This window comes from Amycolatopsis sp. NPDC047767 (assembly GCF_040704195.1).
In the GTDB taxonomy this organism is placed as follows: domain Bacteria; phylum Actinomycetota; class Actinomycetes; order Mycobacteriales; family Pseudonocardiaceae; genus Amycolatopsis.
In genome coordinates this window covers 1-19,439 of record NZ_JBEYSJ010000028.1, presented here as the reverse complement: position 1 = coordinate 19,439, position 19,439 = coordinate 1, and the positions used below count along the sequence as shown (strand labels likewise).

Annotated in this window: 22 protein-coding genes and 1 pseudogene; 10 read left to right on the top strand and 13 right to left on the bottom strand. The window is 65.5% G+C overall.

The window, feature by feature from the left end; translation table 11 throughout:
* The 3 genes and pseudogenes from AB0878_RS36415 to AB0878_RS36405 all read left to right on the top strand — a co-directional run.
* A complete protein-coding gene (locus tag AB0878_RS36415; RefSeq protein WP_366585153.1) occupies positions 1 to 345 on the top strand; it encodes a hypothetical protein in 345 nt (114 codons plus the stop codon).
* The gene (locus tag AB0878_RS36410; protein ID WP_366585151.1) at positions 293 to 928 is read left to right on the top strand and encodes a hypothetical protein; all 636 of its coding nucleotides are present in this window, start codon (positions 293 to 295) and stop codon (positions 926 to 928) included. Before AB0878_RS36415 ends, AB0878_RS36410 begins: the two co-directional genes overlap by 53 nt.
* Before the next feature lie 86 nt (positions 929 to 1,014).
* Positions 1,015 to 1,179 (top strand): annotated as a pseudogene (locus AB0878_RS36405) (helix-turn-helix domain-containing protein); the annotation flags it as partial.
* Positions 1,180 to 1,443: 264 nt separating this feature from the next.
* Here AB0878_RS36405 and AB0878_RS36400 read toward each other — a convergent pair.
* The 4 genes from AB0878_RS36400 to AB0878_RS36385 form a co-directional block, all read right to left on the bottom strand.
* On the bottom strand, positions 1,444 to 3,081 hold the full coding sequence (locus tag AB0878_RS36400; protein ID WP_366585149.1) for a tyrosine-type recombinase/integrase: 1,638 nt from the start codon (positions 3,079 to 3,081) through the stop codon (positions 1,444 to 1,446).
* Positions 3,078 to 3,482 carry a hypothetical protein gene (locus tag AB0878_RS36395; RefSeq protein WP_366585147.1) on the bottom strand — a complete coding sequence of 135 codons (405 nt, stop codon included), beginning with the start codon at positions 3,480 to 3,482 and terminating at the stop codon, positions 3,078 to 3,080. The genes AB0878_RS36400 and AB0878_RS36395 overlap by 4 nt, the downstream gene beginning before the upstream one ends.
* A gap of 287 nt (positions 3,483 to 3,769) precedes the next feature.
* Positions 3,770 to 5,350 (bottom strand): DUF3558 family protein, encoded by a 1,581-nt coding sequence (locus AB0878_RS36390; protein WP_366585145.1) that lies wholly within the window; start codon positions 5,348 to 5,350, stop codon positions 3,770 to 3,772.
* The gene (locus AB0878_RS36385) at positions 5,347 to 5,730 is read right to left on the bottom strand and encodes a hypothetical protein (protein WP_366585143.1); all 384 of its coding nucleotides are present in this window, start codon (positions 5,728 to 5,730) and stop codon (positions 5,347 to 5,349) included. The genes AB0878_RS36390 and AB0878_RS36385 overlap by 4 nt, the downstream gene beginning before the upstream one ends.
* A 553-nt stretch (positions 5,731 to 6,283) precedes the next feature.
* On the opposite strand from AB0878_RS36385, the gene AB0878_RS36380 reads away from it, so the two are divergent.
* From AB0878_RS36380 to AB0878_RS36355, 6 genes are all read left to right on the top strand, one after another.
* Complete coding sequence (locus AB0878_RS36380) at positions 6,284 to 6,718, top strand: YbaB/EbfC family nucleoid-associated protein (protein ID WP_366585141.1); 435 nt, start codon at positions 6,284 to 6,286, stop codon at positions 6,716 to 6,718.
* Positions 6,715 to 7,020, top strand: a complete 306-nt coding sequence (locus tag AB0878_RS36375) for a hypothetical protein (RefSeq protein ID WP_366585139.1) — start codon at positions 6,715 to 6,717, stop codon at positions 7,018 to 7,020. The genes AB0878_RS36380 and AB0878_RS36375 overlap by 4 nt, the downstream gene beginning before the upstream one ends.
* The gene (locus AB0878_RS36370; RefSeq protein WP_366585137.1) at positions 7,017 to 7,382 is read left to right on the top strand and encodes a hypothetical protein; all 366 of its coding nucleotides are present in this window, start codon (positions 7,017 to 7,019) and stop codon (positions 7,380 to 7,382) included. Before AB0878_RS36375 ends, AB0878_RS36370 begins: the two co-directional genes overlap by 4 nt.
* 2 nt (positions 7,383 to 7,384) lie before the next feature.
* Entirely contained in the window at positions 7,385 to 8,113 is a 729-nt protein-coding gene (locus tag AB0878_RS36365; protein WP_366585135.1) for a hypothetical protein, read from the top strand.
* A complete protein-coding gene (locus AB0878_RS36360; protein WP_366585133.1) occupies positions 8,110 to 8,718 on the top strand; it encodes a DUF3558 domain-containing protein in 609 nt (202 codons plus the stop codon). Before AB0878_RS36365 ends, AB0878_RS36360 begins: the two co-directional genes overlap by 4 nt.
* A 799-nt stretch (positions 8,719 to 9,517) precedes the next feature.
* Complete coding sequence (locus AB0878_RS36355) at positions 9,518 to 10,840, top strand: recombinase family protein (RefSeq protein WP_366585131.1); 1,323 nt, start codon at positions 9,518 to 9,520, stop codon at positions 10,838 to 10,840.
* 754 nt (positions 10,841 to 11,594) lie between these two features.
* On the opposite strand, the gene AB0878_RS36350 is transcribed toward AB0878_RS36355, so the two are convergent.
* Positions 11,595 to 12,041, bottom strand: a complete 447-nt coding sequence (locus tag AB0878_RS36350) for a hypothetical protein (RefSeq protein WP_366585129.1) — start codon at positions 12,039 to 12,041, stop codon at positions 11,595 to 11,597.
* A gap of 4 nt (positions 12,042 to 12,045) precedes the next feature.
* Positions 12,046 to 13,854: a polymorphic toxin-type HINT domain-containing protein gene (locus AB0878_RS36345; protein WP_366585127.1), complete on the bottom strand. Its 1,809-nt coding sequence runs from the start codon at positions 13,852 to 13,854 to the stop codon at positions 12,046 to 12,048.
* Between the two features lie 614 nt (positions 13,855 to 14,468).
* On the opposite strand from AB0878_RS36345, the gene AB0878_RS36340 reads away from it, so the two are divergent.
* Positions 14,469 to 14,621 (top strand): hypothetical protein, encoded by a 153-nt coding sequence (locus tag AB0878_RS36340; RefSeq protein WP_366585125.1) that lies wholly within the window; start codon positions 14,469 to 14,471, stop codon positions 14,619 to 14,621.
* A 144-nt stretch (positions 14,622 to 14,765) separates the two neighbouring features.
* On the opposite strand, the gene AB0878_RS36335 is transcribed toward AB0878_RS36340, so the two are convergent.
* From AB0878_RS36335 to AB0878_RS36305, 7 genes are all read right to left on the bottom strand, one after another.
* On the bottom strand, positions 14,766 to 15,242 hold the full coding sequence (locus AB0878_RS36335) for a Hint domain-containing protein (protein ID WP_366585303.1): 477 nt from the start codon (positions 15,240 to 15,242) through the stop codon (positions 14,766 to 14,768).
* Between the two features lie 54 nt (positions 15,243 to 15,296).
* A complete protein-coding gene (locus AB0878_RS36330; protein ID WP_366585123.1) occupies positions 15,297 to 15,551 on the bottom strand; it encodes a hypothetical protein in 255 nt (84 codons plus the stop codon).
* A gap of 240 nt (positions 15,552 to 15,791) precedes the next feature.
* On the bottom strand, positions 15,792 to 16,232 hold the full coding sequence (locus AB0878_RS36325) for a hypothetical protein (RefSeq protein WP_366585121.1): 441 nt from the start codon (positions 16,230 to 16,232) through the stop codon (positions 15,792 to 15,794).
* A 210-nt stretch (positions 16,233 to 16,442) separates the two neighbouring features.
* On the bottom strand, positions 16,443 to 16,898 hold the full coding sequence (locus tag AB0878_RS36320) for a DUF4240 domain-containing protein (protein ID WP_366585119.1): 456 nt from the start codon (positions 16,896 to 16,898) through the stop codon (positions 16,443 to 16,445).
* A 12-nt stretch (positions 16,899 to 16,910) separates the two neighbouring features.
* Positions 16,911 to 17,621 (bottom strand): polymorphic toxin-type HINT domain-containing protein, encoded by a 711-nt coding sequence (locus AB0878_RS36315; protein WP_366585117.1) that lies wholly within the window; start codon positions 17,619 to 17,621, stop codon positions 16,911 to 16,913.
* A 441-nt stretch (positions 17,622 to 18,062) separates the two neighbouring features.
* Positions 18,063 to 18,764 (bottom strand): hypothetical protein, encoded by a 702-nt coding sequence (locus AB0878_RS36310; protein WP_366585115.1) that lies wholly within the window; start codon positions 18,762 to 18,764, stop codon positions 18,063 to 18,065.
* Between the two features lie 21 nt (positions 18,765 to 18,785).
* The gene (locus AB0878_RS36305) at positions 18,786 to 19,370 is read right to left on the bottom strand and encodes a polymorphic toxin-type HINT domain-containing protein (RefSeq protein ID WP_366585301.1); all 585 of its coding nucleotides are present in this window, start codon (positions 19,368 to 19,370) and stop codon (positions 18,786 to 18,788) included.
* Positions 19,371 to 19,439: the final 69 nt, after the last annotated feature.

Genomic DNA, 19,439 nt, shown 5'->3' with positions numbered 1-19,439 from the left:
ATGACGCTGGTCGACCTGCCCTGGCGCTCGGCCAAGGCCAGTACCCGGCTGCAGTCGTTGCGGGCGTGGGGCAACCGAGGCCCGGTGCTCCACGACCTCCTCGGCGTGCGGTGGGACTCGACGCCGACGCCTGACTTCACGACGCTGGTGCCCAAGGCGTTGGAAGGTGATCTCAACTCGCGGGCAACGCTGCAGGTGGCCGGCGGCATCGCGCTGGTCACCGACAAGCTTCTGATGAGCAACCGCGGGTCGGCCGCCAGCAGTGGTGAAGTCCCCTTCCGGGCCAACGTGAATGACGTCGTCGACAACCTCGGACCTCACCGGCGCCGAGAACGGCCTCGATGAGCTCACCACGCTCGGCGACACCGACGGGGCACTGCACCCGTTGCTGGTCGACACCGAGACCTGGAGCCGTCTCACCGGGATCACCCACAGGCTGAGCGGCAAGCTGTACAACCTCCAGCCCCCCAAGCCGACCTACACCATCGCCCCCGACGACGCACTCGAACTGCGCAGCTGGACCTACCTCACGGAACGACCGGAGATCAGCCGCCATCACGCGGACCTCGAGGCGGTCAACCGAAACGCGTACCAGGCGTACGAGGCGCTGAAGGTTGCGGCCACCGCGTACCACCGCGCGCAGATCGAGCTGTCGCTGACCGTGCGCCTGGCTCGCGACGCCGGTCTTGAGGTCGACGGCCGATGGACCGACTGGCTCGACATGCCCGGCGAGAAGGCCGTCATCGAGGCACGCGTTCAATACGACGATGAGGATGCGATCCTCGAGCGGCAGCACCAGAAGGTCGACGCGATCCTCGACGCGCTGCGCGAACACGGCTACGAGCCTCCGCGTCCCGAAGACTGGACTACCTTCGGCGAGGGCGAGCCCGATCCTCAGCGCGACGACGAAGCAACGACGGAGCAATAACCTGAGCTCGCCCGCAATGTTCGGTGCGTCAGCCTCGGCCTCGCGCTCGCCGCGGCGTTCGCTGAGGCCGGGGTCGGGTACTTGAGGTGCCGGCGAGCTTCGGGCTTAACGCGCGGCATGCGGCGGGGCTGTCGCAGGAGATGCTGGCGTCGCTGATCGGCTGCACCCGGCAGAAGATCATCGGCTACGAAGCCGCGCGTGCCCCTCCGGAGGCCGCACGGCTGCGTGCTCTGGCCGAGGCAGTGGCCGTGGATCCAGCGCACCTGATGGGTCTCGACGACCACGCCGGCGACCTGCTGACGCTGCGCCGGCGGGCCGGCCTGACTCGCCAGGTCGCGGTCCACGGTCTGGACGTGTTGCTGGCCCGGGACGGAATCCCAGGCGGAGTGCGCCGGTTGACGGCGTTGGAAAACGGCGCCGCGCCCGTGGTGTGGCAGGTCCAGCCGGGCCCAGTGCTGGACGCCCTTGCGCAGCTGTACCAGGTCCCGCCCGCGCACATCCAGACCGCCTGGGGCCTACGCGACGACGCCGACCACGAGCCGGCGCCCGGCGACCCGGTGCAGAGGGAGGTGCACCGGCCGCTGCCGCTGGCCGGGGATGAGATGGACACCTGGTACGCGCGCTGCCCGGTCTGCACGCTCGTCATGCCGCCGCAGAGCGCGGAGTACGCGGTGACCGACAGCAGCGCCCCGGATCTGCGGGCGCCGCTCGACTTGCGCTGCGGGGCATGCGGGCACCGGCACACCGTCACCGTCGCCGAGCTGCAACCCCAGGACGCCACCCACCTCTGCCCGCGCTCCACGTGAGGCCAACACACCCCGGTTCCCGCCGTCGCCGCCGAAGTCGTCTGCCTGGCTTGCCGCCTGCACGCACGCAGCCCGGCGTCCGGCAGCCCCACCACGGCGGAGCGCTGCGCAACGCCCGCGCCGGCCACACCCGCCAGCTGCAGAGCGCCCTCGCCGCAGCCAAGGGTGCCCGTCTGGACTTCCCCACCACCCGCACGCGAATCTAAACGGCACGTACCGGCGAGGATCTCGACGAGGACGGCGCGCTCCGGGCCGGCACCTGGATGAACGCCATGGTGCTGTAGGCCAGCGAGGAGTTGAGCGACTGGTCGGTGTGCAGGTATGTACGGGTTGTGCGGGGGTCGGCGTGGTCAGGAAATCCTGCACCTCGGCCAGGGTCTTTGTCTTGCCCAGCAGCGTGGCCGCGGTGTGCCGCAGCGAATGCGGGCTGAGCTTGACGATCTTGTCGGGGGCGATGTCGGCGGTGATGGCAATCGTGCGCATCATGTCGATCAGCGCGTCGGACCGCAGCTCGCGGCCCCTGCGCCGGCCCTGGTACGGGGTAGTTCGGAACGCGTGCCCGTCGAGCTGGCCGACGGGCACGCCGAGGCGGTCGGCGACCAGCGCGAGGTAGAAGTCGACGGCGGCCGCGGCGTAGGGGACGAGCGGTTTGAGTCGCTCGGTGGTTTCCCGGCCGTCGCCCTTGCCGTGGAATCGCAGCACGCGGTGGCCGTCTTCGACGAGGCGGACGTCGGCGACGGCGGCGTGCTGAACGGCTCCAGAGCGCACGGCGGTGGTGTAGAGGGTGCGCAGCACCGCGACGTCGCGGGCGGCGATCTCCAGCGCGAGCCCGCCGAACTGCTGGGCCTCCTGCAGACGCCGGTCGGCCTCGGCCAACAGCGCGTTGAGCTCGTCCTCGTCCAGGTACGGGGTCTTGGACTTGGTGCGCTGCCGCTTCGGCCGCTTGACCCGTGCGGTGGGGTCGCGGACGTCGATGTCGTTGTCGACCAGGTACCCGTACCAGGAGCCGACCGCAGCCAGGCGAGTGATGACCGTCTCGGCATTGTGGCTGTTCAAGTGGGCGGCCAGCCAGTCGTCGACGTCGGCACGGCGGGCCTGCAGCGGGTCGACACGGCTGCGCAGGTAGTAATCCAGCCACTGCGCCAGCCCGGTCTCGTAAGAGCGGCGAGTATGCGCGGAGTCGCGGCCGATCATGTCCGCCCACAGCTCGGTCAGGCCGCGCAGGTGGTAGCGCTCCCCCGGCGCCGCCGGCGGCAGCACCAGGCGGACCGCGCCGGCCAGGGTCACCTCCCCCGGTCGTGTGGGCTGTAGCCCGGTGTCCCGGCGCGGCTCGATGTCGGTGCTCACTGTGGCCGCCCCGTACTGTCGCGGCTCAGGTCCGTGCGGCGGGCCGCGCCGTGGCGTCGCAGCCGCCGGTCGGCGACCCCGATCAGTGCCGCCGCGATCGCCACGCACACCAACCCGGCCAGCAGCTGGTGGGCCCAGGTCAGCAGCACGATCCCCGCACCACCGGCCGCAGCGATGCCGGCGAGCAGCAGCACGGTGCCCGCGGTGGCCGGCGCGACCTGCTCCACGGCCCCTGCACCCTCGGACCCGGCGAGGTAATGCTGCGTAGAGCCGAGCCCGCGCGCAGCCGCGCCACGGCGTCCCGCCGCGTCCTCGGGCGAGGGCAGCGCGGGACTCTCCTCGCAGAGGCGCTCGATTTCGGCCGCCAGCTCCTCGCGCAGCTCGGTGTCGCCCAGCCCCACTCGCGCGCCAAGTCGACCAGCTCTTGCATCGAGCGTTGAGCTCGATCGAGGTTCTCAGCAGTGATCTGTGACGACTGGATCAATGGGGACAAACCCGCGGTCCCGCTGTCGGCGGCTTGCCCTTGCCAGAACGAACTCAGTGCGGTCTGACCTCGGACCATTGTTTGGCCGATTTTCTCGTGAATAGTCTTCAACTTCGAGGAATCGCCTTGAGCGCGGTCGAGAGTGTCAGTGTTCCCGGGGTTGTGAATCAGCGTGAAGATGTCGAAGCCGCTGTAAGTCATGGCCTACATCCCCTTCAGATGTCCGATGAGGATGCCGGCGAACTTCGTCGCCGTTGCACACGGGTTGTCGATCTGCGGGTTTCCCGTGTCCAAGCGGGCGATGATCGTGTAGACAAGGTCGTTCCGCACGCCCACGGCGAGCGTGCACTTGCCCGAAGTCTCGCCGCCGTTCGTGTAAACGACCGCCGGGTAGCCTTCGACGCTCGGCTGGGGCTCGAAGGTGGTGAGACCACCGTGGCCTTGCTGGTAGTAGATTCCACTGAGACCGTTGGTGTTTCCGGTAGCGAGACCGGCGGCGATGTTGCCGTACTGGTTCGCGTACACCCAGACGCATTCTTTGCCGAGACCGTCGAGGTCATCCACTCGGCTGCTCGCCACTTTGCCACCCAGATATTCGACGTCCGCCTGAGTGGCAGCACCGCACGGATCCGACTCGACCTTGGAGGTATCGGCGATCGGATTGGCGACGTTCGGCGCTCCGTTCGCCGGAAGATTACTTCCTGAAGGGCCAGCCGACGAGGGCGTCGGCGTCGTGGCGTTTCCCGACTTCTCGCCGCTGCACCCGGTCAAGACCAGTGCTGCGGCGACTTCGGTGATGTCGGCTTTGACGTAGCTGGTGGTGGTGAGGTCGCTGTTGGTCTCGGCGTGGCCGGCGTAGGCGCGGGCGACACCGATGCCGAAGTTGCGTTCTACCCAGGTCAGCGTGGTGTGGCGGAGCCAGTGGGCCCTGACCTGCAGAGCCCGTGCCCAGCTCAGCTCCTTCTGCACACGGCCGAAAATGTAGTCGTACCGACGATACGTGATCCGATTTCCGTTGGCGTAGCGGAACAATCGTTCATCCGGGTCGCTGGTACCCCGTTCCTCGTGGTGGGTGATCAGGTGGCGCATCAGCGTCGGCGAGACTGGCTGACGGCGTTCGGTTTCGCCCTTCTCCCGCAGCAGGACCGCGCATTGCTCGCGGTCGAGGTCGCGCGGGCGCAACCCCAGGGCGCCACCGCGGCGGCAGGCGGTCTCCTCGTGCAGGCGGCAGATCAGCGAGTCCAGCTCCGGGTCATCGCCCGTGCTGGCGACGACGTCGTTGAGCTCAGCCAACTGCTTGTTCGACAGTGCGCGGCGGGTGGAGGCATTGCGGCGCGGCTTGGTGACCCGGCGCGCCGGGTTGCGGTGCCGATCGAGGCGCCCGTCGTTCTCCAAGTGCCTGTACAGGCAACGCACGGCGGCGACGAAGTTCTCCGCCGCGTTGCGCCCGCCGCGGGAGTTCCGGCGAACCAGAGCGGTGCTGCGCACCACCTCCGACAAGGCCTTGATCTCGCTGGCGGTGATCGTGTCCATGGCCCGATCACCCCACTCCGCCTCCGCCTTGTTCCAGTACGACCCGTAGGAGGCCGCCGTGCTCCGGGAAACCAGGCCGGCCACCACCGGGATCCACTCACGGATCGTCGGCATCGGCCGCTCATCCCCCTCCGTGTCCGCCGCTACGGGCTCTTCCCAGCCAGCGGTGACGAGATCGGCCGGGTCGACGCCAAGGCGCGACAGCAACAGCCGGGCCGCCTCCAGGTCCTGTCGTGTTGCGGGGTTGGTCATGACAGCTCCTCAGCGGTGGCCAGCGCGGCGTGGAAGGTACGGAGCATCATCTGGAGGGCGGCTTCCGGGTGGACGACGACAACGTCCTGGACGGGGTCGGCGACCAACAACAGGCGACTGCCCGCCAGCGCTCCGCACCCGCGACGGACTGCGGCCGGGAGCACGACGTAGGGCTTGCGGGGCATCACGAACACTCCGTCCGCGCGCCAGCGGATCACGACGGAGGTCTCGACCAGCGTGATCAGCAACCGGTCCCCCGGGCTCCAACCGAGGGCCGCGACGGCGCCGCGGTCCTGCAGCCGGCCGCCGCCGTCCATCAGCGCGATCGACAGCCGTGGACCGTCCACAGCACTGAGATCGCGCAGGAGCGGGAGGCCCATCGGAACGGGACGTGACGTCTCTGCTCGGGCTGGCACGGTGAGCCGGCCCGGCAGCGCAAGGGGCGAGACGAGGCCAGTCATGCGGCACCTCCCCTGCGTCGCGCGCGAGGGGAGGGTGCGATCACGACCAGCCTAGTCGAGGCCTGGCGGGGCTGAACGCGAGAAAGACCCGCCGTAGCGGGCCTGTTACTCTGTGGTTTGGGAGATCTCCCATGAATATGTGTCCGAGGGGCGTCTTGCGCACTAACCACACGCCTGTCGCTCAGGTCGCGGACCGAACGTTTCTAAGGGGAAGTCGGTGGCAGGACGACGCCGACATGCGGGGCCACCGATAGTTGGTCGAAGTCGCCAACGGCGATGATCAGCTCTCGCTTCCGCCGTTCGACACATGTCCGGCCCGGTGGCGGTTGGGCGGCATCCAGCACTCAGCCCCGGCTGTTCCCCTTCCGGTTCTGCCTTGTCGGTGAGTCGCAGTAAGATCCACTGGGCACGTTCCGTCACTTGATTGAACCTAGAGTAGGGGGAGTTGGATGCTCGACACCGTGCTGCGGTCATGACCGCGCCGGGCCGCGATCTGCGGCTGATGCAGCAGCAGGCCGGCGAGCTGGACGCGCAGCTCGCGGCTGCGAGACACACCGCAAGGTCGGCCGATCCGCTGGTCAGCGCGATAGTGACGGGCCAGGGAAAGCTCGTCGACCTGCGGATCGACGACCGGGCGCTCCGTGGCGCGCACGCGCAGAAGCTGGGGGTCGGCATCGTCGACGCCATCCGGAACGCGCGCAACGAGGCGCTGGCGTCGTCGTTGCCGCAGCTGAACGCACTGTTCGGCAAACAACCGCCGCCTCCGCCGGCCACGGGCCCCGCACCGCAGCGGCAGGCGGCCGCGCCGGAACCTGCCCACTACCCGCCCGAACTGGACGACGACCAGAGCTTCGAGGAGCTCGACTTCCTGACCGACGAGCCGGAGCCGGGAGGTGGACACTGGTGATCAGCGAAGAGCAGCTCTACAACCTCGCGAAGGAAATCGACGCGCGCGTGGCCGCGGTCGAGCAGGCCGCGAAGACCGGGGAGAGCCTGCCGCTGGTGCACGACATCGGCGCGGGTCTCGGCACCGTGACGGTGGACGGCTCGGGCGGCCTGGTCTCGGTTGACCTCATTCGTGACGCAGTTGCCGGGCAGACCGGCGCCAGTCTCGCCGGCCACGTCCTGAGGGCGATCAACAACGCCGAATCGGCGGCGTCGACCCGGCGCAAAACCATGGTCGAGGACGCGGCACGGGAGGCCCGTTGAACAACAGCAACTTCAATCCGCTGGGCAACGCGGCGGCCGGCTCGCGTTTCGAGGTCTACCCCGAGGCCTTGCGGGCGGCGACCGACGACGTCTTCGCCGCGCGGGAAAAGCTCGTGAAGTTCGGCATCGACGACCTGTCGCCGATGGTCCTGCGCGACGACGATGTCGGGCTGCTCGGTGTCCAGGCAGGCGTCGTCACAACCTTCAACAACGCCATCGAAGGGATCCGTGACAAGACCGGTAAGGGCGCGGTACAGCTGGAGCGTTTCGCCGAAGCAATGGACAAAGCCGCCGACTACTACGAAACCCTCGATGACGAGGACTTCAAGCAGCTGCGCGCGAAGGAAGAGGGGATGAACTGACCATGACCACATCGCCAGCCGTCCCTTCAGGCCCGACGGCACCACCGAAACCCTATCCGGAAGAAGCTGACGGGAAAATTCGCAAGATCGCCGAACTCCTCGGCCGAGGCGACATCCTGCAGCTGCTGGAAGACGTCCGCAACAACCTGCTGGGCAACGCCGTCCACGTCCAGAACTTGGCCATGGAGTTCGCGAAGAACCACACCCTCGCGGACGCCGGCGACAACATAGACGAAGCCGTGCAGTCGGTGAGCGGTACCTGGAGCGGCCGCGCCGCTGACCAGTTCGCCACCTACGCGGGCAGGGTCGGAAAAGCTCTCGAAGGTCAGCAGAACGTCGTCGCCGGCATGTCCGGCATCCTCACCGACATCGCCGGCTGTGTGATCGAGACCTACAGCAAAGCCATCGAGTTCATCGGTGCATGCGCTGTCGAGCTGGGAAAGCTCGGCTACAAGACGATCATCGCAATCGTGACTTCAGAGATTCCCATTGTGGACATCTTCACGGCGAAGGACGTGCTCGACGCTGCGGTGGACGCGTTCGCTAACCTCGTCACCTCGGTCATGGGGTTGTTCGCGCAGGCCCGAACCACCTTGGGTGACTTCAGCAAGCAAGCGATCACGTTGGTGCGGAGCGACACTGATTTCCCGGATATCCCTGAGCTGCCCGGCAACTCCGGAATGGACGACGAGAAGCAGTGGCACGTGGAGCCGTCGGCGGCCCCGGCATGAGGGCATGGGCACTGGCCGGGCTCGTGGTCGTCGCAGCCGGTCTGCTCAGCGGGTGCGGGCCGGCGAAGCCGCACCGCGTGCTCTCGCAGCCTCCGGCTCCGGCGCAGACCGGTGCGCCGCTTCCGTTCAACCAGGTCGACCGGCCCGTCGACCTGGCCAAGTTCGACGCAGACCCGTGCAGCCTGCTCACCAAGGACCAGGCCGCCGCCGTCGTGGCCGACCCACCCAACGACATCCGCGCGAACGTACGGAACGGCCCACCTGATTTCGGCTGCGCCTGGACCAACCAGGGCGGTGCGCTCATCTCAGCCCTGAAGCCCTTCGACGGCCCGAAGACCCTCACCGAACTATCGGTGGACGGCCTCAAGAAGAACGGCCAACTGGACCCGTGGACCGAAACGTCGATCGCCGGCCTCCCCGCAGTCATCTACCACGTGTTCCGGAACATGGACGAGTGCTCCGTCTCCGTCCAAGTCACCGACGAGCAGATGCTCACCTTCGACATCCAAGGCAAAGACCTGCCCGGCAGCTACTGGAGCAACGACCGCTGCGGCGGACTCGCGAAGATGGCCGAATACGTGATCGGCAACCTCCGGCAAAACTGAGAGGCCGAGCAGCAAGACGTCGGCCCCGGTTGAGAAGGCTCCGCACTCCCCCGCGGGTGCGGCCGTTCGAGCGCAGATCGGCTGCTCCCGCATCATCAGGTGCCAGACCCTCGCGTTCCAGCCTGCCTGGTAACGATTGACGGCGAGGAGCGGCATGGCTGGCGATGCCAACTCGATTGCGAACATCGGTACGCCGCTCTACGCCATGCGGGCTCCAGGCGCCGAACGCGAGCCGCCGACGTGAGTGGGCTGCGCATCGCCTTCTACGGCCGGATGTCGCCCACCGAATTCCAAGATCGACACCTCGCGCGATGGCAGCGTGAAGTGTCCGAGGAGACGATCCGCAGCATGGCGTGGTACGTCAACGAAGGCTGTTCGCCTCGGCTTCCGTGGTAGGAGCGACCCGCGGCGGCGCGGGTTGCTGGCTGACGCCGCCGCCCGGATCGCAGGTTCGATGCGATCGCCGTCGGCGAGTACGAGCGAGCGTTCTACGGCGATCAGTTCATCATCGCGAGCCGTAAAGACCTGCTCCTCGCCTGGCGACGAGTGCTGCCCACAGCGTTTGGAGGTGAGTGACAATGCGGCCATTCGGGTGCAGACCAGCGCTCGGTTCGTCATCGGTGCTGGGTAGCCGCGTTCCGCCCTCGACCCGGATCCGTCTCAAGCATCGAGGTGCACGATGTCCCGTCCTGCTCGACCAGCTACTCCGGCAGGCGCGGTGTCTCCGCGTCGGGCTGGCGCCCGGCGTCGCCTTCAATCCGTCGGAGGCCGCGGGCTGAGGTTCGCGTTCTACGGGCGGATGTCCACGGTCGAGTTCCAGGAACGGGAAACGTCGCTGGGGTGGCAGCGAGAGGCCGCCGAGGAGACGATCCGAGGGCACGGCGTGATCGTCGCGGAGTACTTCGACGAAGGATACTCACGTCGGCTGCCCTGGCGCGAACGGCCGGCCGCGGCACAGTTGATGGCAGCCGCGGAGCAACCGAACTGTTCTTTCGACGCCGTCGTGATCGGAGAGTACGAGCGAGCGTTCTACGGAGACCAGTTCGACGCCGTGCTGACCGCGCTCCGGGCGCAAGGTATCCAGCTGTGGCTCCCCGAGGCGGGCTGTCCGGTGAACCTCGACGACCCCGTGCACCAAGCGTTGATGCTTCTGCTCGGGTCCCAGTCACGTCGCGAGGTGCTACGGACCCGGCACCGAGTGCTGGCTGCGATGCACATCCAGACCCGTGTTCAAGGCAGGTTCCTCGGCGGCCGACCACCCTACGGCTACCGCCTCGCCGACGCCGGCCCACACCCGAACCGCGCCCACGCAAACTGGGGCCGCCGCATGCACCGCCTGGAACCCGATCCGGCCACCGCACGGTGGGTGCGGTGGATCTTCGAAGAACGAGCTACCGGACGTAGCGTGGCCGGCATCGCCCGGGAGCTGAACGAACGCGGCATCCCATGCCCCTCGAGCGCCGACCAGGACCGGAACCGCCACCGAACGAGGCACGAGTGGATCGTCCGGACGGTGGTCGGGATCCTCGAGAACCCTCGATACACAGGGCGCCAGGTGTGGAACCGGCACGGCGCCAGAACGGTCGCTCCTACCCACCAGCGTGCGCCAGTCCGACCGGCGGCACGAGGTCGGGCCGAGTCGGAAAAGCTGACACACCCAGCGCTCGTGGACGAAGCGACCTTCCTGGCGATTCAGGGCATGCGCGCGACCCGACCCACCAAGTACGGCGGCACCAGGACGTACGTGCTGGCAGGACTCGTGCAATGCCAGCTGTGCGGGCGCCGGCTGGACTCGCACTGGGTCAACGGCCGACCCGGCTACCGCTGCCGGCACGGTCACACCAGCGCCCGCAACCGCCCACCAGAACTCGCCAAAAACGTCTACGTCCGCGAAGACCACCTACTCAACGACCTTAGCGCGCGATTCGCCGAGACTGCAGGTGACGATGCGGCCGCGATCGCCGACTACCTGAGATCGAACGACCTAACGATCATATATGGCGGCCCGACACGAGAAGTCAAGGCATGCAGCCCACAATGCGGGCTTGCCACGATAGCCGAGACCGCCGGAGGGAGCTGCCGTTACTCTGACCTGGCTTCGACGCGCAGATCTATGGGGTAATTGAGTGTCCGAACCCCTTCGCATGGGAGATCTCCCAGGTTTCGGGAGGTCATGTCACCAGAGTAACTGACGCGCACGCGGTGTGCGCACTCCCCCAGCACCCGACTTCGACGCGTCGAAGTCAAGCTCGCCTCCGGGGATCCGTAGCGCGGTGCCGGCGAGCCCATTCCAGCGCACCGCTCGACAATCACGGCATTGTTGGCTACGGCGATGGTTTCGACCGGATCGGCCTGCAGGTCCGGGAAGCCTCGTAGTGAGTCCGCGCGACAATAGCCGCGTAGCGTGCGCCGCCGAAAAGCTCGCTGACGGCCACGACGCGGCCCGGTGGTCCCAGCGGAGCGTGACAAGCCACAACGTTCCCAACGCTGACGCACCGAATCAGCATCGGCCAGCCCGTTCGGACTGGACGACTGCGGCAACGCGGTCGAACCACGAGCCGCAGGCTCGGAGGCCCGAGGCACCCCACATTCTTGCAAGACGTGCCGAAACCAGGTTCTATCGGCTCCAGGCGCCTCGGCGAACGCCACCTCGCTGAATTGGCGGAAGAGTACGCGGAGCCGGGGCAGGTCGATGGTCGCGATGTCGAAAGCAACCGAGGCCGAACACTTCACCGGGAGGGCAGCACCTCCGCCTTGCCAGTTCACTGAATCACCAGCCGTCGCGTGCGCCGCAGTTACCGCCCTCCGATTCGCAGCTTCCTGCAAGGAAGCCAAGCCCAACACCTCTCGATTTCGTCAACGAAGTTTTACAATTTTTACTCCTCGACAAAGCGAGCCTCGCCGGATTCAAAATACATCCGTCGCATTCCGTAAATCTCCCAGGCCGCCCCAGAAGTAAGCCGGCGCAATTCCTGGCGTGGAATATCAGGCACGACATATCTGTTGCTAGCCGCGTGCCAGACAAACTCCGGGTCGAGTTCCAGATGGTACTTCTTGACAAAGAAAGGAAGATCTAGCCGCCACACCCAAACTCCGTCGGTCATCAGAGACGAGCCACCGGAAACACTAGAACCTTTGCCGGCAACGACGTCTTCTGTACCCTCCATAATGTCAATCAGATCGTGACCACTGTCAAGATACGCCACCAGATTAGCCTCATTGGGACTTCTATCCCTGGAGATTGCATCGAAAATGCTTCCCTGGAACACATCCGGGCGCCTCTCCTCGAGCTCCGCATAGAAGCCCACTCGTTTCAGGCTCACGCCTTCATCCTCTCGAGTAGAACTGGGTCCAGCCAGCGTCACCGTAAACCGTCGGCACCTGTCCAGGGCCCAGATCTCTATCGGTGCCGACCCGAGCGTTCGGTCCGAGAACCGGAACTCCGAGTTCGTCCGACAGTTGCTGGCCGACACCGGAGACACCGGAGTGACATACAATCAGCCGGCACGGTTGGCCTTCCACGTAGCCAGGGTTCGCGCGAATCGCATCCACCAACTGCCCGCCGTTGACCTCCTCGCCATCGATCTCGATCAAGCCGTTCCGCTTGCCATGAGCGATCACGTCATGCATTCCGTCGTTGAGGACGTTGTTGAAGTTGCGGATCGTTTTCGCGTCGCTGCCCACGACTGTCGCCGTGAGGCTGTATCTGACTGCATGTCCACCGGCAGTGTAGTTGTCCGGCGTTCCCGGCTCACTGCCGCCGCAGTTGTGGACAAGTACGGATACCTGGCCAGCAAGGATGTAGTAGGTGTGGAGGTTGTTTATGGTGAGGTCGTAGGTGACCTCGGTCGTGTGGTAGAGCGTGACCTCGGTGACCACCGCGCTGCTGCCGTCGGCGGTCTGGAGCTCGTCGCCGACGTGCAGGTCGACGGCTTCGACGAAGGCGGCGCGTGTGACGTTGTAGAACGGGTGGTGATAGGTCGTCGTGACCGTCGCCGGTGTGCCGGCGACCGGTGCGGCAACAGCGGGAACGCTCCCGCCCGCAGCCACACCGACCGCCACCGCCACGGCGGTCGCGGCGCGACCCACTACCGCACGCACGCGGCCGGGCTTGACCTTCAGATTCACGAAGTCGTGGTCAGTCTGCGTCACGATCACCCGGTCGACCTGGTAGGTCTCCAGCCCCGGTTTGCCGGGCTGCGAATTCTCGACCCTTTCCCCGACCTTCACCGACGCGATCGGCTTACGTGAACCGTCGGCCATCAACACCTTGGTGTCGCCGACAAAACTGTGCGTGCAGTCTCCGGCCGGCGCACGGCCACGGGCACTGCGCAGACCACCCAACGCGCCGAACGCCGCACCACCCGCGCCGCCGGCCAAAGCACCGGCGCCGGCCGCCCGGAGCCCGCCACCCACCGAACAGCTGCCCGAGCAGTGCAGGGCGTAGTCGAGCCCGCCGGTGACACCACCCGAACCCGCACCCGAGAGGCCCCCGACCAAGCCTTGCGTCGCTGCCTCCGGCAGCACACCGTCCAGCGCGTCCGCGATGAGGCGGCCACCCAACGACCCGGCGATACCTGCGCCGAGCGCACCACCGATGGCACCGAGGCCGACGGCCTCAACCGCGCCCAGGACGGAGCAGTTGCCTTGACTGTGGCAGTCCAGGCCGTAGGACACCGCGCCGCCGACCGCTCCACCGAGGGCCGCGCAACCGACCGCGCCGATGCCGAGCGTGGCCGCCGTACAGGCCGCTCCCACGACGACGCCGGCAACGACACCGGCGATCGTCGAAGCATGGTCCTTCACGAAGGACCCGACGTGCGATACGGCTGAAGCGAGCGCGTGCACCGTCGACACCGCCGCTTTGGCCACGGTATGGGCGACGCTCTTCGCGGCCGACACGACGGCGTGATTCACCGCCGCTGCGGCGTGCACGACCGCGTGAGCCGCGGATTTCACGACTTTCGCGACCGCGTGATAGGCGGTTTTCACCACGTGCACGGCTGCGTGGTACACCTTTTTCACCACACGCACCGCCGCGTGATAGACCGTTTTCACGGTGCGCACAGCGGCGTGGTAGACGTCGGCAACCTTGTGCACCACCGCCTGCACCGCGTGCACCACCGGCTTGACCACATAGGCCTGTCGAGCAGGTCGCCGGGCGTGAGGTTGGTGGCGTCGGTCCAGGCATGGGTGGTGACGTCATACCACAGACGGTGGGCGGTTCCCTGCAACCGGCGAGCGACCGATATCATCAGCCGGCGGTAGCCGTGGACCGATATAGAAGTGCCCCACGGATCTGAAGATTCGTGGGGTAAAGGAGTGTCCGAAACTGACACCCATGTGATGTGCGCACTCCCCTCAGCACGCCGACTCTCGATGTCGCCGACGGCTGATCACGTTGTCGCAGTGCGGGTGTTTGCTGCATCGCAGCCTGAGCGGCTTGCCCTGGCCACTTCGGCCCAAGCGGTGCCCGACCCGTCCGCGGGTGCCGGGCGATCGCTAAACGAGGGTCAGGTCGAGACCGCAGGAGCCGTCAGCTCGGCCGATCGGGATGAGCAAGGTCGTGCGCACCGGTCATCCCTCGTGGCCGACGCTGTGATCCTGCTCGTTGCGCTGACAGAATTCCAGCTCGGTATCCGGATCGGCTGCACCCCTCGTAGTCCCAAGGCGGCCGTGTCATGACAACCGTGTAAGCCACGGATGGACCAAGATCGGGTCGCGCTCTGCGATCCGGAAAGGCTTCATCTATGACTGAGAACACATCTCGATGGGCTGGCGACTCGTCGGCGAACGAGGTCCTCGCCGGCGCGCTGCCGCCGGACGCGCTGGACGCGTTGGTGAAAGAGGCCTACGAGAACAACGGTTCACTGGGGGTTCAGGAACTGCTGAACCAGGAATGATTATGCTCCAGATATTCAAGTCCCTTGCTTGCTTGGAAGTCCTTCGTCGCCTTGGCAATGGCAGCCATATCAGCTTTTCCACTGAACATCGACCTGAAGAGAAGATTTCCGTCCGCATCAGCCGAGACCGAGACTTCACCGTCACTACCCCTTGCCCGGAACCTTCACGTGGAACCCCTTTTGCGCCCAGTCTTCGGCGGGTGCATCGATTTTACAGGTGGCGTTGTGAACGAGGACCGCAGTAGTGCCCGCGAGCACATAGTACGTGTGGGTGGTGTCGATGGTGAGATTGTAGGTGCGGAAGCTGCTGCTGTAGCGGTGGAGGGTTTGGATGGCAGCATGGCCTTCGCGAGGCGTGTCGAGCAGATCGCCGGGCCTGAGACTGGTGGCGTCGGTCCAGTTGTGGGTGGTGACGTCGTACCACAGGTACCGTGCAGTGGACGTGATCTTCTTCGGGCCGGCTGGGGTGGTGATGGTGACGTCGACGAAGTCGCGGTCGGTATCGGTGATATGCAGCGCGGTGACGGTGTTGATCTCGGTGTTGCTGTTGTCGGGTTGGGCGTTGCGGACCAGGTCGCCGACCTTGACGTCCTCGATCGGTTTCTTCGATCCGTCGGCCATAAGCACGGCGGTGTCCCCAGCAAAGCTGTTGCGGGTACAAGCCGTCGCAGCCTCTTAGGCGCCCTCGGCAACGAGGCTTCGGCCTTCCGCGCTAGTCGCTGCGCCCTCGAGGAAGTGGGCACCGGCGTCGGCGGCGATTTCGGCCCCGTCGGCGGCGGCGCCGACGGACACGAACCACGAGCCGACTTCGACGGCGCCCTTGGCGCAACCGAGGAGCTCGAAGTCGCTGATGCAGTTGGCGACGACGTCTTTCGCTCCGGAGTATTCGTAGACGGCCGCGCCGACCTGCGCTAATGCCGCGTCACGCAACGTTGGGTAGGTAATCCGGGCGGCGGATTTTCGAGTTGACCGCGAAGTGGCGTTTGGGATGGCAATGCCGGTTGCGCCAGCGGAGATAGCCAGCGATCGCGGCCTCTCGGACGGCGTGGGAGGGGTAGTCACTGCCGTCAAGGGCGAAGTAGCGCAACGCGGTGCTGCGAGCGGGGTGATGTGACCAGGGCCGGTGGTCCTCACCGTGCCGAGGCGAGTGTACGCTTGGTGATCCCCCGGTCAGCGGCGGCCGGTGGCCAGGATCACGAGGAACTGACCGCCGCCCGCCTCGATGCCAGCGGTCACCGGCAGCCCTGGCACCAGCCGCGAGAACCGGTCCACCAGCCAATCCGCCGCCTGTTGAGCGTCCTGTTTGGTCGGACAACGGGCCACCATCTCGCGGCCCCCCTTGCGCTCGAGTCTTCCGGCAACAGTGATCAGCGGCGCTGGTTCGACCACGTGCAGGCGTTCCGGCCAGGCAATGACCACCTTGACCGCGCCCTTGCGGGTGTTGCATCCGCGGTGCGCGAGCCGCTCGGCGACCTTGGCCTTCCGATCAGCGGTCCGGCTGTCAACGCTCGGCCCCCGCGGGTCGTTAACCGACATGTCAGGGTCGACCGTTTCGTCACACACCCAGCACCGCCAGCCGTCGCGCTCGGCCACATCATCGAGAAGACTCACCCGAGCAAGCTAACCTGCCAGGCCGCCGGCCCGCGCACCGCTCCCAGGCAAGCGCCACCAGCCCTCCGCGGTCACCAGGCGACGACTTTCTCGCTGTCGAAGCCTCGCGCCGGCCATCGTCGGACAGTGGGGCGCGGGAATCTGGCGCTCAGGGCATCGCTGCTCCAGCATTGGCCGTCAGCTGAGTAGCAGCCATACGCCCTGGCGAGATCAGTCGCCCCATCCCTGAGTGTTCGACCTCGACTCAATCGAGAAATAGCTCTCGACATTCATCCTGGAGGCGGTCTTTCTTTCGTATTCCTCCGACGCGAGGTAGAGCATCCCCTCAGCCTCCTGAGCGAACGGCGCAACGAAACGTTCGAATCCGAAGCCAGAAATCAGGACATCGCCGTACACTCTTTCGCCCGCCAAGATGCACGCGCATCGCGCATACAGGAAGTGGTCGCTCGTCTGCGGGAGTTTCAAACCATTGGCAAGCGCCACGGGCACCTCCGCTAGACCCCTCCTATCGATCCGATAGAGCGACTCCCGAAGTCGTTCAACAAATCGAGTCAAGGCATCGGGTGTCATCGCGCTGAGCTGCCCAGAGATCCGCTCCAGGGCAGACTCAATCTCGCTATCATCCTCGACGGAGCTTGAGCCGATGACCTCCCAGAAATCAGTCACTTCGAGCTGCTCCTACCAAAGTCTAAGTTGTTCGAATTGTTCGGCATCTTGCCTTTTCTCCAAGATCTTCTTACCTGGCGACGCAATGTCATTTGACAGATCAACTCCCTGGCCACGCAGTTCTTCCATTCGAAGATGTTCGGCAACGAACAGGTCATCATTCGTTCTGCAAACATGCGCGCAGGTCGCATCTCCACGACTCTTCAGGCGCCCACTGTCGATGTGATCCTGCAAGCGGTTATTGAAGTTCTTAGTCTTGCCGACATACGTCTTTCCGGGGTTCTGCTGATCTTCGAACTCGTATCTCCCTTGATTCTTGTTGCAATTATGGACTAGGACCGGCGTGGTCCCCGCCAGCACATAGTACGTGTGGACGTCGTCGACTGTGAGGTTGTAGGTGATGATCGCGGCGGTGTAGAGGCGGGTGGCGGCGACGGTGACGTGGCCGTGGTCTGGGCTGTCGACTTCGTCGCCGACGCGGAGGTTGTCGGCTTCGCGCCAGGTGTGGAGGGTGGCGTCCCAGAACAGGTGCTGGGCGGTGCTGGTGATGGTCGCCGGCCCGTCCGGCGTGCTGAAGGTGAGACCGTCGAACGACTTGTCAGTGGTGGTGACATGCACCGCCGTCACCACGTGCTGTTCGGCGTTGTGGCTGTCGGGCTCGGCGTTGGTGATCGTGTCGCCGACATGGATCTGATCGATCGGTTTGCTCGAGCCATCAGCCATCAGGACGGCCGTGGCACCAGCAAAGCTGTTACACCCAGACGAAGCCCTGGCCGGGCTGGCAGCCGGGGGCCTCCTCCGCCGCCAGAGCACTCTTCGCAGCTGCAGGAGGCGGCGGCGGGTCTGAGGGTGTAGGTGCAGCGCCCACCTCCCCGCCAGACTCTTCGGCCCGGCTTCGCCACCAGTTGCTCCACCGGCACCGTCGCCGAGCATCTCGCCGGCGACTCCGGCACCGGCTGTGGCACCACCGGCCGCGGCCAAGGCTCCGGCCTGGTGTGGCGTGCACGGCGCGAGACACGCGGAGGCAGGACATTGCGGCCGGGTGTGGCCAGTTGGCTGCTGAAGGCTGAGTATTTGTTTCGGTGATGGAGAAGCTTCACATGGCCCCGGGCGTAAGGACTTCCACTCGGGGCCCTATTCATTGGTTCGAATAACGGCCGTCCGTCAGCTGAAGGGGCATTCTTCGGGAGTTGCCACAAGACCCTCTTGCAACCTTACCAGCAGGTCGGTCCCCGCCTTCCCCGCCGCTTCAAGTTCCCGCTTCACCCGCTGATCGACTTCCGCATCGGACGTCATCACATGGATACGAGAAGAGCCACCCGGAAAATAGGTGAGATGCGGCTCAATGTAGACCGCGGTATCATCCCCCAGCCACCAGGATGCTTCTCGCGATGAAGCAGACTCCGCTTCCGAGAGTCCGTTGAGATCACTCAGAGTATTTAGCACATCTCGCGGAATACCATCACACAGAGCCGACTTTCGCCATCCGATGAGATCGGCCCAGATGGCGCTTGATTCGATTAGGCGGCAAACATCGGCGTGCCACGGCAGGAATTCCCCCGACCATGACACGCCGAAGTATCCATCCACCCTGCAAACAAGTCCACATTGAACGAACTGCGGCTCCGCGAAGTTGAAAATCCATTCGTCAGCACTTGTTCGCCAAGGCTTCCCAGACTTGACACCGAGTCGAATCCAGCCCTGCAACTCACCCCCCTGCACGGGAAACGAAATCCCTCCAAACTCCTGCTCTTGGGAGAGCACGGCATCTCGCACATAGTCAGGAGCGTCGAATGAAATTACAGGCACGGGCCGCAAAATCCTCTTCCCCCAGAAATTCAGGAAATCGCGCGCCTTGGGCGTCAATCTATATACCACTTTCTCAATTCACTTCTTTCCGTCAAGGAAATCGAAGAGAGCTCTGCACGAAGGACACTTCGGATAGAGCTCGCCATGCTGTTCGGGCCCGTACTCTTGACTTCCTCCCATGACCTTGACGGTCGTCGCCTTGGTTCCAACTAGATCCGCACCCTGCAGCTCCAATTCGCACAGTGCGCCAATTTCAGAGCACCCCATGTGGTGCCCCGTGGCTTCTGCCGCAGTGCGCACCTGGGGCGTTAGTGCAGTAGGCGCTCGTGCCCCGCTGACCCCGTACCCAACCCTCCCGTCCGCCGAAGTGATTTCACTGGCTGTATTGGTCCTGCCGATATTCGCGTCAGCAATATCGAGTAGTTCGTCGGACGCCTCGTTGCAGTTATGGACGAGTATCGGCGTGGTTCCTGCGAGTACATAGTACGTGTGGACGTCGTCGACGGTGAGGTTGTAGGTGATGATCGCCGCGGTGTAGACGCGGGTGGCGGCGACGGTGACGTGGCCGTTGTCCGGAGTGTCGACTTCGTCGCCGACGCGGAGGTTGTCGGCCTCGCGCCAGGTGTGAAGGGTGACATGAGACGCCCCGAAATTTCCGGACAGCTTTCGTATGGCTAATTCATGCTGCGAGCTGTCGGTTCAGGTACTCGTTGTGGACCTCTAATGGGGTCT

Excerpts from the sequence above, each read along its gene's own strand:
- AB0878_RS36410 (WP_366585151.1), top strand. The coding sequence starts at position 293 with ATGACGTCGTCGACAACCTCGGACCTCACCGGCGCCGAGAACGGCCTC.
- AB0878_RS36385 (WP_366585143.1), bottom strand. The coding sequence starts at position 5,730 with ATGGGCCTCCCGCTCCTGCGCGATCTCAGTGCTGTGGACGGTCCACGG.
- AB0878_RS36380 (WP_366585141.1), top strand. The coding sequence starts at position 6,284 with ATGACCGCGCCGGGCCGCGATCTGCGGCTGATGCAGCAGCAGGCCGGC.
- AB0878_RS36315 (WP_366585117.1), bottom strand. The coding sequence starts at position 17,621 with ATGGCTGATGGCTCGAGCAAACCGATCGATCAGATCCATGTCGGCGAC.
- AB0878_RS36390 (WP_366585145.1), bottom strand. The coding sequence starts at position 5,350 with ATGACCAACCCCGCAACACGACAGGACCTGGAGGCGGCCCGGCTGTTG.
- AB0878_RS36415 (WP_366585153.1), top strand. The coding sequence starts at position 1 with ATGACGCTGGTCGACCTGCCCTGGCGCTCGGCCAAGGCCAGTACCCGG.
- AB0878_RS36355 (WP_366585131.1), top strand. The coding sequence starts at position 9,518 with ATGTCCACGGTCGAGTTCCAGGAACGGGAAACGTCGCTGGGGTGGCAG.
- AB0878_RS36360 (WP_366585133.1), top strand. The coding sequence starts at position 8,110 with ATGAGGGCATGGGCACTGGCCGGGCTCGTGGTCGTCGCAGCCGGTCTG.
- AB0878_RS36335 (WP_366585303.1), bottom strand. The coding sequence starts at position 15,242 with ATGGCCGACGGATCGAAGAAACCGATCGAGGACGTCAAGGTCGGCGAC.
- AB0878_RS36365 (WP_366585135.1), top strand. The coding sequence starts at position 7,385 with ATGACCACATCGCCAGCCGTCCCTTCAGGCCCGACGGCACCACCGAAA.
- AB0878_RS36340 (WP_366585125.1), top strand. The coding sequence starts at position 14,469 with ATGACTGAGAACACATCTCGATGGGCTGGCGACTCGTCGGCGAACGAG.